This window comes from Paenibacillus sp. PvP094 (assembly GCF_040546835.1).
In the GTDB taxonomy this organism is placed as follows: Bacteria; Bacillota; Bacilli; order Paenibacillales; family Paenibacillaceae; genus Paenibacillus; species Paenibacillus illinoisensis.
This window is the reverse complement of sequence record NZ_JBEPOM010000001.1, coordinates 5,245,674-5,261,108: the sequence shown is the minus strand read 5'-3', so window position 1 is coordinate 5,261,108 and position 15,435 is coordinate 5,245,674. Positions and strand designations below refer to the sequence as shown.

Genomic DNA, 15,435 nt, shown 5'->3' with positions numbered 1-15,435 from the left:
ATCCCTCGCTGAACCAATCCCATCCCTTTCCAAACATGTCCTGCCTCAGAATCGACTTGTATTAGTATCGTTTTAAAGTGTATTAAGGATCAAGACCTATTCAGCTTCTGTAACAGAACAATCAACTGATGCTGCTCCTGTTCATCTAAGTTGCCCATTTGTAAAGCCACAGCTTCACGGTTACCCGGCAGATGCTCCCTCAATAATGTCCGTCCTTCATCGGTAATGGAAATCACCGTCTTGCGACCATCTCGGGCATGTTCAGCCCTCGCAATGTATCCATCACGCTCCAGCGGAGTCAGCAGCAAGCTAATGTTAGCCTTGGTGACACCGATTTTTTCGGCAAGCACTGAAGGCAGCATCGTTCCCCCATCTTTTGCAATCTCTACAAGTATGCGAATTCTTGCTCCATTTAGCCCTTGGGATTGCCAGTATTTCTCCGACACGGCCACCAGATTGGCAGTCGCCTCAACCATCGTAAAAAAAGCTTCATTGGGCAGTGGCAGACTAAGCAAATATTCTTGCAGCGTATCTTGTTTAGGATCAATTGGCAGTAAGTTCTCTTCTTGCAGATTATCCATGTGTTCTGTCATCTCCATTTAGTTAATAGCTTAACTATATAGGCAAAGATAACTTACCCCACAGAAAATGTCAAATCATTATTTCTTTTCTATGAAAATCAAAACGCTCGCATGTTGGACTTCGTCGATTAAAGGTAGCCGTTTCCTTAAAATGACCATAGTGCACGGCCTTTCGCTGTTTAAACATATTCATAATTAGTTCATCCACCTTCTTCGGTAAGTCATGGGATCCTGGCTTCATCCAGATCTGCCTGTAAACGATCCAACTCAACCTGAAGCTCAAAAATATAGAATTCGAACTGAGTATTGTCTTCAATAAATTGACTCTTGTTGCCGAACATAATCGCTTTGGCCACTGTATCCGTTCATTTGACTATGAAGCATTCTCTGTCTCTGTAGATAAACTGCTTACTGAAAAATAGAACACAATAAAAAGGGAAGTGTCCGATCGTCTAAATCAGCAGCTATTTTAGTCCGTATTTCGCATTTTTTAATACCTAGCAACCGTGTTTAACCTCTCATCTTGTCAGTTGTCACATAACATTGTGAACATTTTCATGTATTATGGTACTTAATAAAGCTTTAATTGCATATTATCGATGATTAGATGTTCATCTAATCGGAAATCAGACTATGTTCTTGTCCATTCCGGCAATCGGGACAAGAACTTGTACCGATAAATTAAAAAAGCCGCTAAAATAGCGACTTCAATGGGACCATGTTCTTGTCCCTCGACATGTTTTACAACTATATCCATGTATATTCAAAAGTCATACTTTTAATAGCATGACTGAATATAAAGTTACATACCATGGTTTTCTATTTGCAATAATGGTTGTTTCTATGGCTGAGAAGTTCTTGACGATATCTGCGTCTAAGTCAACACACAGGCGGCCAATCCTTCTCTTATTGAGACATCAGTTAACCCTGTTGTCTCCATGTTTCATTGTGATAGAATCCCGCTTGGTACGAGTAAACCAATATTTTTGGGTTAATTCCCCCCATACGAAACACTCCAATCACGTTTTTACCATCCATATCACACAGCGGAATATCGTACCCCTCTGCTATTCTACTGTTCTGCTGTGCTATGGCTTCCTGAGGTGTACAGGGTTGCTCATCATTCAGGTCTTTTTTTAGTACATATCCTTCTGTACCATCCACACCTATAGCCTCAATTAGTTCAGATTCTGTTTCAGGAGAAGCCGCCTCGACGGCAGAACAAGTTTGTCCGTTATGGTTTTTAGGAAAATTCGTTTTCTTAGCACCAACAGAAATAGAACCATGATGGATTTCCCATCAACATCAAAAAGCGGGACAACCGTGTAGTTTCACTAAGATAATCTGTTTTCATGACATATCCAGCAATGCCGTCTACACTTCCTGCATAGAATAAGTCAGGTAGTATTTCAACGGATCTGACATTTTCAATCGTACCGAATGTCTGTACGTGTTCATTTTCAGGATAGTTGATAGGCGTTATGTAACTAAAATTAAGCGTATTTTTAGCATTTGAACTTTGGGATACTCCCAACTATACGGTGCAGTTCAGTTCTTGCTTTACTTCAATTAAAAATGATCCAGTTGAGGCTTGAACGTATAGGACATGCTTTTCGGCAATTTTACCGGGCTAATTTGTAGGTGTTAGTCTTATCTGTTTGTTTACTTTTATATTTGAATAAAAGATCGCCATTACTGTCCACTTTATCAAACAAAATAATGTGGTCGTATTCCATTTCATCATTACGATCTAGCCCTACTGTTATTAAGTAGTCTTTTTCATACGCTGGAAGATTAACTGCCTGGTGGACAAAAGTTCCTTTCTCTTCTTTAAAATCATAAACAATAAGATGCTGTGATTCGTATTCCCTTAAAATCATGAAGTCTTTATTGTATTCTTCAAGCATGTAAATTTGGTCTATGCCCATGATCTTAGTCAGATCTATAGAAGTTTGAACTTTTCCCTCTTTATTAAGCAATTCAGCATGTTTACCATCAGTAATTATTACATTGTCTTGTGCCTTTTTAATATTTGATACAGGGTAGTAACCCATGACTGAGAAATTAGCTTGATCGATTAACTTATCATTAACAACTATTGCCTGGCCTGAAACCTTAACTGTCCCGGATGGTCCCGATATCTGATTATAAGCAATATACGATGAAGATTCAGATAACTGGGAAACGTAAAAATCTTTTAGAACTGATAACTGGGTATCTAACTTCCCTATTGTTGTTCCAGCCTCTCTTGTATCTGCTTTACTCAGTTCACCTGTTCTGAGATTTATCCAATAAGTTATTGTCTTATCGCTACCCATCGCATAAGTTCTTGAGACAGTCAATGTTTTCAATGAAGAATTCCAAACAACAGATTCTTCTGTGGCAGTAGACACAAATTTTAAAGGAATATATGTTTTTCCGTTGATTACTTTGGCTGTTACTTCTAGCGAAGTTGGATTGTTGTTTACATAGGCTGTTTTACTACCTACTGTCATTTTGATTTCTTGATTAACGCCATATAAATAGGCTGTTTTTGATTTCTGATCCCAATAAACTTTTAGGTTTAGCGCCTCGCCAACTTTTCGAATAGGCAAAAGTACCCTTCCGTTGCTCACAATTACAGGTTCGTTTAATTCACTTAGTTCTTTATCTATCCCTGACTCTACAACAACATCCTTCACTGTAATATCCTTCCCCTCAACTTCCTTTGCAAAACCAATATCAACAAGGAATAACATCGATAAGAAGCATACAATAACTCGTTTTTCCAACATAATTACCCTCCCTCACTGTAAAAGCTATTACCCTTAACAGTGACTTTTATAGTTGTAATTCTTTTAACGTTGAAAGTAAATTTCAATACTTTATCACATTAAAATAACTTCGTTTGAAAACAAGATCAAAGTTTTGTATTGTCTTTTTCTAGAGTTACACTATGAGTTAATTTTCAGGGTAGCTTAATGAATTAACAAGAAGACCGATTATTGTTTTTATGCAATACGTTAATCGGTTCAAATTCTTGACCCGCTACAATGACAGGGGCAGCAGAAAGTTTGATCTAAGCAGGTTTGATTCATATGAGGATCTTCCTTCCCTTATTCATTAGGATAAATGATCTGCTCTATTATTCCTAAAGTGATACCTTTTTATAGTTCCAACATTGAAGCTGGTCATCTGATCTATAATCCAGCCTTTATTGTTTTAGTGACTTAAAAGAGACCAACCACTTCCACTTAGATATTCATCTAATCGGTAATACGAACATGTTCTTGTCCTCAACAGCTAGTTCATGTACCAATATTTCGCTTTATTAAGACTTATGACCTCCCTTATGTAGGATGTTTAATTAAATAGGAATTAACAGATTAGTATTCTTCACAAAAAAGTCATAACTATGGACAAAACATTAATAATTTTATAAAATGTAAACGGAGACATTATATATTATATATAATATATAATTTAATTTTTAATAAGGGAGATATTTATAATGGGAAGATTGGTTGGGAAAGTCGTACTAATTACAGGTGCTGCACAAGGTATGGGTGCAATGCATGTTCGTATCTTTGCTAGTGAAGGGGCAAAAGTTGTAGCAACAGATTATAATTATGAAGGTGTACAACAATTAGTTGATGAAGTGAATAAGGAATTCCCTGGTTCGGCAGTTGCTTATAAACTAAATGTAGCAGAAGAAAATGACTGGATAGAAGTAACTAAAAAAGCGTACGAACAATTTGGAAAATTAAATGTACTAATTAATAATGCTGGTGTTCTAGCAAACGCAACATTTGATAAATTAACACACGATCAGTGGAATCGAGTCATGGATATAGATGCATGGGGCGTTTTCATCGGCATGCGTAATGTCCTACCATATATGAAAGAAGAAGGTGTTGGTTCTATCATCAACTTGTCGTCCATTGCAGCAATCAATGCAAGTGGCGGTCTCTCAACATATACTGCCGCAAAGGGCGCTGTAACAGCATTAACACGTGCGGCGGCAATTGAATTTGCACCGTTTAATGTTCGTGTAAACGCGGTACATCCGGGAACTATAGATACAGCTATGTTCCGAGAAGGATTCCCGACAGATGAATTACGTAACGCTGCGATGAAAGGTCAACCTTTAAAAAGAGTTGGTAAAGTAGAAGAAGTTTCTTATTTAATGGTCTATTTAGCTAGTGATGAATCAGGATTTACAACAGGCACATCTCAAGTAATCGATGGAGGATTTACTGTACAAGCAGGTGATATTACGGCTGTTTCTTCAGAAGAATAAGCATCGATTGAACTTAAAAAAGATAGATTCACAATCGGGTGCCATTTAAATAGATTAGCATCTGATGAGTCATCATATATTACACAATAAAAAAAGGTACTAACATTTTTGATTTGTTAGTACCTTTTTTTGATGAATAGAATTGCTTGCAAAGTCTAATTAAACCAATAAGGACCTTTTTGCCAATAGTTCCAATTCCCGTTCCGCCTGTTTAAAGTCTGATTGAATTAATGCATTAACTGCACCGTCTAAATAGGAGTGCCAGCTCTTTACTTTTTCAGCATCATTCCAAATTGATTGGCAATAGGCTGTTGTAATATATGTGATTTCGGAATAAAATCTTAAAAATACTTTATTTCCAGCTACTTCAAAAATGTAGGAAGATATTTGATCGCATTTTGAGATATATTCAGCTATTTTCTCTTGAACTAATAATTCTTTTGCTTCGTTTAAGGAATTTTTTAAATTCTCTCGATGCTCATCATTCCAGTTTGGAACTGAGTAGGCTAAAGCAACTCTATATAATTCTTTTAGTGCCACAGTGTAGTCAACAATCTCTTCTTCCGATATTGCTTTAACTCGGACACCTTTTCTTGGTAGCCTTTCCACAATTCCGGTATTTTGTAAAATATAGAATGCTTCCCTTACTGGAATGTTACTCACATTAAGTTCCTTTGCTATATTCGTTTCAATTAATCTTGCGCCAAGCCCTAATTCCCCGGTAAATATTTTCCCCAAAATATAATGTGCAATATCATCAGGTAATGAATTTCTTGGATTTTCACTGTTGGAGGTGGATAAGAAATTATTCATCAGTCTATCCTTTCAAATTAATAAAAGATCACAATTATAGTCCGTATCGTATCATCTTATTATAATATATTTTGTATTCGATTTTAAACAAGATTCCAGGGATCTTTATAAAGATAATTAGAACGGAAAGAAGTTACTTCTTTTATTGGCAACGTAACAAAAACCTCAAGATAAAAAACGACTTGGAAAAATTGAGTTCATCACAATTCCTTTAATCTTTTATTTTCAGCTTCTAATCTTTTTATGCTTTCTCTCTTGGAGATTTTACCTGCTGCTACTAGTGATTTCTTAATCCAACTAACATGCCCGTTAGCTTAATAAAAAGGAGCAGCTGCCAGCCGGCCAACTGCCCCTTGCTTTTTTGGACTAACGTTTCCCGTTAGCTGAACAATAATCGTTCTTTTATTTCAGATCATGGGTATTCAATTTCCTTTTTGTTACCATTTTCTTCGTATATGATCTCTGTTTTTCTGCCATCCGGATATTCCTTGATCATTTTTTCATTTTCTTCATATACAATGGCCACACCATTGCTTTTGGCCTCTTGTCTGGCCGAGAGTGTTGCTTTAACTAAAATTTCATTCAATTCAGAAGTTGACATACGTTTCATGTGGAGATACCCTCCTTAAATAATTGTACGTAAAAGTTTCACACTATTATGGGCGGTTCATTTTTCAAGTTTAGCTACTCCTTCTCCCATAATGCAAGTTATTCTTGCATCAGCTACGCTAACCTGCCCGTTAGTTGAACAAAAGCAGCTGATCACATTGACCAGCTGCTTTCTTTATATTGTTACATTAACGTTTCCCGTTAGCTTAATACCATGGCGCATAAATACGGTCAGTATCTGTATCAATTACAACATCTGGCCTAACATCTATTTCGTATGAAAAAGGCAGATGTTCAAATTGAAACATCCTACAAAAAATATCTGAAAATTCACTTATGTTGGTACAACAGGTTTTGGATGCTTCATATTTCTTTCTTAATTCCGAAATTGAACATGTTTTGCCGATAATAAGTACATTTTCAAAATAACCATCAATTTCGATTATCAAAATTTATCACCGCCGGTTGCTATCCAGCCAGTAAGCTCAAATGTATTGGGTACATAAGATTGCTTAGTTAAACTAAAGGTTCCCGTTAGTTGAATAAGAATCATTTCCTCATAATTAGCTATTCTTGATTGTGATCTAGCTCTTTCCCAAAACAAGTCTTTTGAGGTAAATCAATATCGTAGTTTGATTTGAGAAATTCGGAACGAATATCCAGGGTTTTAATAGTGAGTATATATCCATTTATCGTGTTAGCAATCATTTCAATTTCAGATAAATTGTAAGAAGTTTTATCCATTTTTGATATGAACACTTGCTTACCAAGCACTTTTGATACAGAAGAGGTAATTTGTTGCTTTATATCGCCATTTAGACTTTCAAACTGGAGTACAAGGTTTTCAAGATCATCCTTGCTACATTTCATCAAACTGTGGGATTGGATAGCACTATGCGTTGGAGATGAAGACTTCATAGCATAAATCTCAATGATGTCATCTATTTTATATTATTTTAATGCAATCAAAAAGTTCATCCGACATTATAATCAATTTTCCGGTTCTTTAAATACGAAATTCCCCATACAACAAATGAAGTTAGAGCCAAACAGCATCCAGCAACCGACACATAAGTCCATTGACCGTTACTCCACAAGTAACTACTTAAAGTTGACCCGCAAGCTCCACCCAAAAATGTACTTACCATTAAAACCGTATTGAGTCTGCTCTTAGCACCTTCATCTAACGAATAAATACGTGTTTGATTCATGACTTGGGCACCTTGAACACCTAGGTCCATGAGTATAATCCCCAAAATTAGAACGAGCACACTGCCATTCCAGACAAATAAAACAAAAGAAAAAAAGAGAATTAATATCATGATCCCGATGACCTGTGACGGCATAAATCGATCAATAAGGCGTCCGATCCATGGCACGCCCAAAGCTCCAACTATACCAACCAATCCAAACAGACCTGCAATCTGACTTGAATAATGATAGGGATACCCTTCGAGCAAAAAAACAAGAGAAGTCCAAAATAAGCTGAAAGCTGCAAAGTTCAACGCCCCAATTAAAATAGCTTCGCGTAGAAGGGAATGCTTTCGAAGTAACGTCCATAAAGATTTCAATAGTTGACTATACGGTGGTGAATGTTGAGGCCTATCGTCAGGTAACCGGAATCGCAGAACCATAAGTAAGAGAAACATCAGAATAGCTGCGATTCCGTACATCCATCGCCATCCAATGGATCCACCAATAAGGCCCGAAACCGTTCTGGCCAGAAGGATACCCAATAATAAACCGCTTGTTACTGTACCAATTACCTTCCCTCGTTGCTCCGATTTAGCTAATTGAGCAGAAAAGGGAATAAGAATTTGGGGGACCACCGTGGTGAGACCGACCATTAAACTGGCTAGGTAAAGCCATGTAATTGTCGGCGAAATTGCCATACCTATAAGTGCAAGGGTAACACATGAGAGAAGTACAGTTATTAAATTCCGGCGATTTCGTACATCCCCCAATGGGACGAATAGCAACAAACCCACAGCGTAACCTGTTTGTGTAAAAGTCGAAACATAGCCTGCTTGATCTTGCGTTGTACCAAAGGTGCCAGCAATATCCGCTAATAGCGGCTGGTTATAATAAATATTAGCGACCGCAAGTCCTGATGCGATCGCCAACGTTAACAATAAAGGCTTGCTTAGATCATTAGGCATCTCGGAACTTGCTCATATCAGGCGTTGGCAATTTTTCGCTCTTATTAAGCGAGGAAATTCGTGTGACTTCTTCATCCGAGAGCGTAAAATCAAAAATGTTATGGTTTTCCATCATTCTGATTTTATTGAACGATTTAGGGATGGTCACAAACCCGCTTTGAATATCCCATCGAAGAATGACTTGAGCAACGGATTTATGGTGCCTTCCCGCAATTTCAAGCAGTGTCGGATGGTCATTTAGTAGTCCCTTCATCAGCGGCGACCAAGCTTCCATTTGGATCTGATGCTGTTTGCAATACGTACTCAGTTCATTACGTGTTAGGTGGGGGTGATACTCGACCTGATTTACCATGGGTTGAATAGTAGCAACCGTCTTTAGCTGTTCCAGGTCGGCGATTTCGAAATTGCTAACTCCGATTGCACGGACCTTCTTTTGGCTGTAAAGCTCTTCTAACGCCTTCCATGTTTCGTGTGATTTCCCTTCCACGGGCCAGTGTATCAAATACAAATCCAGATAATCCAGTTTTAGCGCTTCGAGGCTTTTGTTAAACGCTGTAAGGGTAGACTCATATCCCTGATCCCCATTAGCCACCTTTGTAGTAACGAAAATATTTCCCCGATTTACGCCAGATTCGATAATGGCCTGTCCAACTTGATTCTCATTGCGATATGCGGTCGCTGTATCAATGCTCAGGTACCCATTTTGCAATGCATATTTTACAGGCTCTGTTGCATCTTCACGCTCCGCTGTCCAAACACCAAGGCCCATCCAAGGCATTTTTACACCATTTCGCAATACGGTAAAAGTATCTTTCATGCTGTTATCCTCCTAAAGTTAGACTTCAATTTTTAATAATGCCTTCAATAATATCAAGATCTTCTTGTGTGAACGTTACATCGCTGGTTCGGCTATTAAGAACCACTTGATCTTTCCGCTTTCCTCCTGGAATAACGGCATCAATTCCTTCCTGGGAAAGCAGCCAAGCAAGCGACAAATTCGTCAACGTTGTTTCTTTCTCTTCCGCAAGTTCCTTCAGGCTGCTGACGATTTTTAAGTTCTTTTTAAATGCTTCCTTTTCGAACAACGGCTGGCCTCGTCTCCAATCTCCTTCTGCTAATTTGAAATCTTCCGTGTATTTGCCCCCAAGTAAACCATAGGCAAGTGGACCGTACGGAATAAAAGAAATATTATTTTCTCTAATGTAAGGTAGTAATTTTTCCTCAGCGGTGCGATCGAGCAGATGGTATGGCGACTGCAATACGGATATATCCCCATGTACATTTGCCTCTTTAAGTTGCTCCAAGGATACGTTCGAAATTCCGATGGCCTTAATTTTTCCTTCCTGCTTTTGCTTCGTAAGTTCCTCAATAGCCTCTGCTAACGGAGTTTTAGGGTCAGGGTAGTGAAGATAGTACAAATCTACGTAGTCTGTCTTCAATCGATTTAAACTGCTTTCAAGTGCACTACGCAGATATTGAGGTGTATTATCTACAACAACAGATCCATCTGCAAACCAACGCCTTCCGCCCTTGGTCGCAATTACAACGTCCTCTCTGTTATATGTTGTGAGAACTTCTCCAATAAGTTCTTCCGAGCGGCCTTTTCCGTAAATATCTGCAGTATCAATGAATGTAATTCCCAGCTTGTAATGCTTCATCAACCATCTCGATGCCATCAACTTCGTTCAAGTCGGTGAATAAGTTGTGCCCCCCGACCGCATTTGTCCCGAGTCCAATTTCAGATACCTTCAGGTCGGTACCACGCAACTTTTGATATATCATGGTTGTTCTTCACTCCTTTGTTAAACGTTTGTCCTTACACCTGTAATTCTAAAGGCTGTAGTTAAAACGAAAAACAAACCTAAAAAGAGTTTCTAATAAAGAAACTCTCTAACGCGACTTTAAATGTTCCAGTTCCAAGGATAGTTGTCTGCTGTACCGCTTGACCATGTTGGATAATGAACGTATTGATCTTCTTCTTATACTCCCCGTATCCCCATGAATAGCTAGTGAGCCGATAACACGACCATTTATGTAGACAGGGGCAGCCACACACCGTTTTCCAACATTCGTCTCTTCATCATCGACGGCAAATCCTTGTTCTTTGATTACCTCTAAATGATGTTTAAATAAATCCTTATCGTTAAATGTCTTTTTGGTAATGTTGCTTAACGAAAGCTTCATCAGTATCTCAGCTTGAAGATCAGACGGTAAATTAGCAAATACAGCTTTTCCAATTGCACTTGAATAAATAGGGGATCGATTACCGATGGCGTCCAAGTCAGGCATCATAGAAGGTGTCAAAATCACATTTTTGATTACAAGCTCTTCGTTTTCAAGTATGCCAACGAATACTTTTTCTCCGCTCACTTCAGCCAATCGGTAAGGTGTATTAAGGGACGACCACTGAATATCACGGATAATATGTATACGATCGTCAAAGAAAATACTGGGGTTCAAATAATAGTATTTCTCGACTTTCTTGATGTATTGCATTTTTTCCAAAGTAAATAACAGTTTATAGACTGTTGTCTTATTCAAAGACAATTTTTCTATTATCTGACTCATTGAAAGAGAATGCTGTTCGCGCAATAAATCAAGAATAATCAGTCCTCTTTTTAACGTCGTGAGTTCGTATGACTCCATTTTCATTTCCACCTCGTTTCTCGGATGAATTATGAAATCTAATATAATGGAATATCAAATCTCTTTCAAATCCTTTGCATTTTAGATTGTCCTAATTCCTGTAATTGATGTGTCCAATGATCCGTGATTCAACTTTTCCAAAGTTTCGTGCTTTATTCAGCATTATAGGCTTAACATTTACATTCCACTAAACTGCCCGTTAGTTAAATTAAAAGCAGCCGATCATATGGATCAGCTGCACGGTAGTTGGCCGTTACCTTCACGCGGTATGCTCCCCCTAAGATTCAAAATCGGCATACCCGTAGCAATTGCGTACGACCTGTTATATCCTTCGCCCGCGAATATGAGGATAAAAAGTTACCAACCACCAGTTGAATTGGTGATTGGTAACCTAGTATTATATACAATATAAAACGAACATCTTAGAGAGATTTCGTTCTAGTCAAGTTCTGGTTTAGAACCAGATAGATTCTCGCCTGCAGTTAGAATAGTTTTACAGAAAGAATTTACTGTTAGATGATTGTCAAGTGTCACTGTACGACCATCTGGAAGGGAAACAGTTCCTGTCATTGTTGAAAGCAGATAACAATACATACGAGTTCCTGTCGAAACTGGCCAGTGGCTGTAAGCACGACCATGTGCAGCAATTTCTACATCAACGACACAGTTGCCTTTTTCCATCTTTAGCTTCCATTTAACAGGCATATTCATACCACTTCTAGGATCTTCCCACTTCTCAATAATTTGGTAATCGATAATTCCATTACCTGGTCCAAAATCAATTTGTTTATCAGCATATTTTACAAAGCCGATTTGGTTAGGACCGGGCTGGAAGAAGTTTATTTTAACATCACCTTGAATTGTGTAAAGCCACCACATCCAATTAGTTGCAGGAAGATTTTTAATTGGGTCGTTTGACTGCCCTGTAATGATGTGTTCACGAACACCATATCCATTCTCAATCGTTAAATTATGTTCTGATGTGCGAATAGTTCCATTAACGTTAACGAATGCATCATAGCCAGCACGGTCATCCTCGTTAGCCTTTGCGAAAGGTCCCCAGTTCCAAAGAGCTGTACCAATTTGCTCGTACACAAGATCAAGCTCAGCATCACCAGCTTTTCCTTTGATGTTCCATGTAGGAGGAGTTGCTATAAACTTAAGTCCATTAAAGTCCCAAATGACTTTGTCCTCTGTTGCAGTAACCTTAAATTTATCGCCATGCAAACGCTCTTTAGGAGTCCACCCTACACGCACAAAGTTGTTGTCTGTCATGGTACCCCGCTGAGATTTTGGTACAACAATTAACTGAATTTCTCTTTCTGCTGACATACCAGGACCCCAAATGCCCTTTCCATTACCAAAGAGAGCATAGCCGGCTGCCCATAGCAGAATATCGTAGTCTCCTGCTTCTGCGACAACACCAGCAGCAGTTTCTTCCCAAATATCAGTTTGTGATGAAGGCACTGAAAGTGACTCAAAATGAGTCATCTCATCTTCTAGAGTAATTACCTCGTGAGAGGATTTAATATTAGCATACTTGTCGTTATAATCATCTGACATAATACGTCTTCCTTTCTTTCCCTTAATATTAACATTGAAATCTTTTATCATATTTATAAACTCATGAAATTGAATGGACAGATTTGGAGCATCTGTTCATTGTATTTTGTATATCAACCTCCCTCAGTCAAAAGTTAGTGTAAAATTTATTACACTATTTTTTCATAGCAAACTTTACACTATCATTGTCTAAAGTTTAATGTTAATTTGCTATGAGCACATGATATAATACTTATAATCAAAAATTAAGCACATAATTAATACATATTTACACCTTATCCATACATAATAATTGAAGGAGATTTAGAGTTTTCATTACTAAAACATAAAAAGAACCAGAAATGGAGTTTAGATATTTATGTAACTTTAGTACCATGTTTTTGTCGATTTTCGGCAATAGGACCAAGCTCTCGTCCTGAGATTAGGACAAGAACTTGGTCCCTTAAAACAGAAAACCCGCGCTGGGCGCGGGCTCTTATGTTTCTCTTGTTAATGAATTACAGGCAGGACAAACGTTCCATCAGCTTAAACCACATTCCCAAGAATTATATTATTCAAAAAATGATGCTATTAACAACTGAATCATCTTATGATTGTGCTCTATAAATTAAATGGAGGCTTGCGGTTTAGCAATATCCCTAAAATTCCGCAACATAGGCGAGTACTTCGTCGCCTTCCACACAATTGCAACATCGATATTTATCTTTGGTTCGTTAATCATCCTGTAATCAATAACATCCGTTAATATATGTCGGAAACTTCCAGGAACCAAAGCAACTCCAAGCCCTGTTGCTACTAGTCCGAGCAACGCCATATCGGTCTCTGCCTCTTGTATAATATTTGGTGTGAATTTCGCAGCATGACAATGTGCTATTAAATAATCATAGGATCTCGCCCTTACTTCTCTTGAATACACCAAGAAAGCTTCTTCTGCCAAATCAGAAAGGTTTATGAATTTTTTATCTTTCATATAATGGTTTTTGGGGAACGCAATAAAAGCGGGATCACTAAAAATAGTTTCATATTTCAATTCGTCAGACATAGCTCCACCATATAGAGCCACTATACCTAAATCTATTTCTTCATTTATTAAGTTATATTCTAACTCTGGTGAATTCTGTTCCGATAGTATAATCTCAACATCAGAATACCGATTCCGATATTCGCTAACTAAATGAGGCAAAATATTGTGCAGCGTCATACTATTATATCCTATGTGTAATTTCCCTGTTTCTCCCCTAGCGATCTTCCCCGCCTGCTCTACTCCCTTATCCAAAATTCTCAATCCTTCTAGAGTTTTCTTTTTAAGTAATTCGCCTGCGGGGGTCAATGCTACTGAACGTGTAGTCCGCTCAAATAATTTGAAACCAAGTTCACTTTCCAATTTTTTGATTTGAAAACTTAACGGCTGTTCTGAAATATGTAATAAATCAGCAGCTTTTCCGTAATGAAGTGTATCGGAAACAGCTAAAAAATATTTCAATTGTCTTAATTCCATAGAATCTCTCCTTTATGTATGTTTTCAATATTAATGAGCACCGATTAAGTGTTTAACTTCCAATAATAATGAGAGTACCATATGGATGTAAGGCGATCAAATTATACTTAAAGGAGGATATTATTTATGCCAAAGTTAGGAGATGTGTATGAGCGTGGTAACTTTTTTCAGCAACTTTCCGGTGCTCATCAACCCAGTGTAGAGGATGTATTATCAGACAGAGGTTATTTCGGACTTAAACCGAACCTTACTGCAATTTACGGAAACATTCGTACAGAAGATGGTGAAATGTACGAATTACTTCGTAACTTTAATCCTGATCTGGATACTGAAAAGGCTTATTTGGGACTAGTGATCCAATCCACCAAAGCTGATGGAGAGAATTTGATTTTTGATACAGAACTAACGGAAGATTGTGCTTCCGCTAAAGGAACTGTAGGTATTCAAGACGGAAATGAAGCAGTATGGCGAAAAGCTCCCGGGGTAGTTGGAGATGATTTCGAAATACGCTTCAGTGAAGATTATTTTGTGTGGAAAGAAGAAAAACTTTTTTCTCTGGAAGGACCTATGATTAAACCTGGCCTGCACTGGTACCTCCCCGGAAGAGATGAAGGAACTTATTATGTCTCCCACCTGTTTGAATTAACGGGTGAGTTTCAAGGGGTTAAAGCAAAAGGCTTTGTGGCCTTCGATCAGGTATATATGGCTGACGGTGCTGTCTTATACGGTAACAGAGATATCTTGATGGAGAACTTTGGCCATATTGTATGGTATACCTGGGCAAACAAATATAAAGATGGATCAGTTGAAGGAGGACACTTTCTTCTCGGTCATGACCGCTTAGGTTTCGCTGTATTCACCGATGGAAAGACCGTAACTGCAACACAAAATATAGAAGGAAAAGTTGCTACATCACCGAATAGCCCATTTTCACAAGGGATTGAATTTACAATAGAGGGTGAAAACTGGACGTTTACTCCTGATCCGAGAGGGAAAATGCCCGCTATGCTGCAAAAATATCCTCCAACTCCTCAGCAGGAAGGTAGAATGCAACGTGTTGGTGAGACACGCGAAGTAGATTCGTATTGGGCATGGGGGGAAACTGAGACAAAGCATGGTAATACAAGAATGAGCAAACTCCCAACTCGTAGATAAAAGTAAAATAATAACTAGTTTATAGAACAGAATGTACTGATATCTGACAACAAGTCAGTGTCAGAATGTTCTGTTTAATTATCATATCCCTTAAAAAGCCAATATGGATCGAATATGAAACTATGATTGATT

The 15,435-nt window shown here is 38.1% G+C and carries 12 protein-coding genes and 1 pseudogene; 2 read left to right on the top strand and 11 right to left on the bottom strand.

The genetic code is table 11. The annotated features are described in order from the left end of the window. Positions 1–89: 89 nt before the first annotated feature. Both ABIC22_RS23960 and ABIC22_RS23955 read right to left on the bottom strand, forming a co-directional pair. Positions 90–581 carry a MarR family winged helix-turn-helix transcriptional regulator gene (locus ABIC22_RS23960; protein ID WP_354484331.1) on the bottom strand — a complete coding sequence of 164 codons (492 nt, stop codon included), beginning with the start codon at positions 579–581 and terminating at the stop codon, positions 90–92. 1,622 nt (positions 582–2,203) lie between these two features. After that, on the bottom strand, positions 2,204–3,355 hold the full coding sequence (locus tag ABIC22_RS23955; protein WP_354484329.1) for a copper amine oxidase N-terminal domain-containing protein: 1,152 nt from the start codon (positions 3,353–3,355) through the stop codon (positions 2,204–2,206). A gap of 716 nt (positions 3,356–4,071) precedes the next feature. Between ABIC22_RS23955 and ABIC22_RS23950 the strand changes: the two genes are divergently transcribed. Then, positions 4,072–4,860 (top strand): SDR family NAD(P)-dependent oxidoreductase, encoded by a 789-nt coding sequence (locus ABIC22_RS23950; RefSeq protein WP_127541283.1) that lies wholly within the window; start codon positions 4,072–4,074, stop codon positions 4,858–4,860. A 159-nt stretch (positions 4,861–5,019) separates the two neighbouring features. On the opposite strand, the gene ABIC22_RS23945 is transcribed toward ABIC22_RS23950, so the two are convergent. The 9 genes and pseudogenes from ABIC22_RS23945 to ABIC22_RS23905 all read right to left on the bottom strand — a co-directional run bounded on the left by ABIC22_RS23945 (position 5,020) and on the right by ABIC22_RS23905 (position 14,148). Continuing rightward, positions 5,020–5,673 carry a GntR family transcriptional regulator gene (locus ABIC22_RS23945; protein ID WP_127541281.1) on the bottom strand — a complete coding sequence of 218 codons (654 nt, stop codon included), beginning with the start codon at positions 5,671–5,673 and terminating at the stop codon, positions 5,020–5,022. 412 nt (positions 5,674–6,085) lie between these two features. Beyond that, entirely contained in the window at positions 6,086–6,283 is a 198-nt protein-coding gene (locus tag ABIC22_RS23940) for a hypothetical protein (RefSeq protein WP_127541279.1), read from the bottom strand. Between the two features lie 566 nt (positions 6,284–6,849). Further along, positions 6,850–7,200 (bottom strand): hypothetical protein, encoded by a 351-nt coding sequence (locus tag ABIC22_RS23935; protein ID WP_354484327.1) that lies wholly within the window; start codon positions 7,198–7,200, stop codon positions 6,850–6,852. A gap of 56 nt (positions 7,201–7,256) precedes the next feature. Continuing rightward, positions 7,257–8,441 (bottom strand): MFS transporter, encoded by a 1,185-nt coding sequence (locus ABIC22_RS23930; RefSeq protein WP_354484325.1) that lies wholly within the window; start codon positions 8,439–8,441, stop codon positions 7,257–7,259. After that, positions 8,434–9,258: an aldo/keto reductase gene (locus tag ABIC22_RS23925; RefSeq protein WP_354484323.1), complete on the bottom strand. Its 825-nt coding sequence runs from the start codon at positions 9,256–9,258 to the stop codon at positions 8,434–8,436. The genes ABIC22_RS23930 and ABIC22_RS23925 overlap by 8 nt, the downstream gene beginning before the upstream one ends. Before the next feature lie 25 nt (positions 9,259–9,283). Beyond that, positions 9,284–10,223 (bottom strand): annotated as a pseudogene (locus ABIC22_RS23920) (aldo/keto reductase). Positions 10,224–10,331: 108 nt separating this feature from the next. Further along, positions 10,332–11,087, bottom strand: a complete 756-nt coding sequence (locus ABIC22_RS23915; protein ID WP_354484321.1) for an IclR family transcriptional regulator — start codon at positions 11,085–11,087, stop codon at positions 10,332–10,334. 438 nt (positions 11,088–11,525) lie between these two features. Beyond that, entirely contained in the window at positions 11,526–12,701 is a 1,176-nt protein-coding gene (locus tag ABIC22_RS23910) for a hypothetical protein (protein WP_354484319.1), read from the bottom strand. Between the two features lie 556 nt (positions 12,702–13,257). Then, positions 13,258–14,148 carry a LysR family transcriptional regulator gene (locus ABIC22_RS23905; protein WP_354484317.1) on the bottom strand — a complete coding sequence of 297 codons (891 nt, stop codon included), beginning with the start codon at positions 14,146–14,148 and terminating at the stop codon, positions 13,258–13,260. Positions 14,149–14,274: 126 nt separating this feature from the next. On the opposite strand from ABIC22_RS23905, the gene ABIC22_RS23900 reads away from it, so the two are divergent. Then, positions 14,275–15,303, top strand: a complete 1,029-nt coding sequence (locus tag ABIC22_RS23900) for a hypothetical protein (RefSeq protein ID WP_354484315.1) — start codon at positions 14,275–14,277, stop codon at positions 15,301–15,303. Positions 15,304–15,435: the final 132 nt, after the last annotated feature.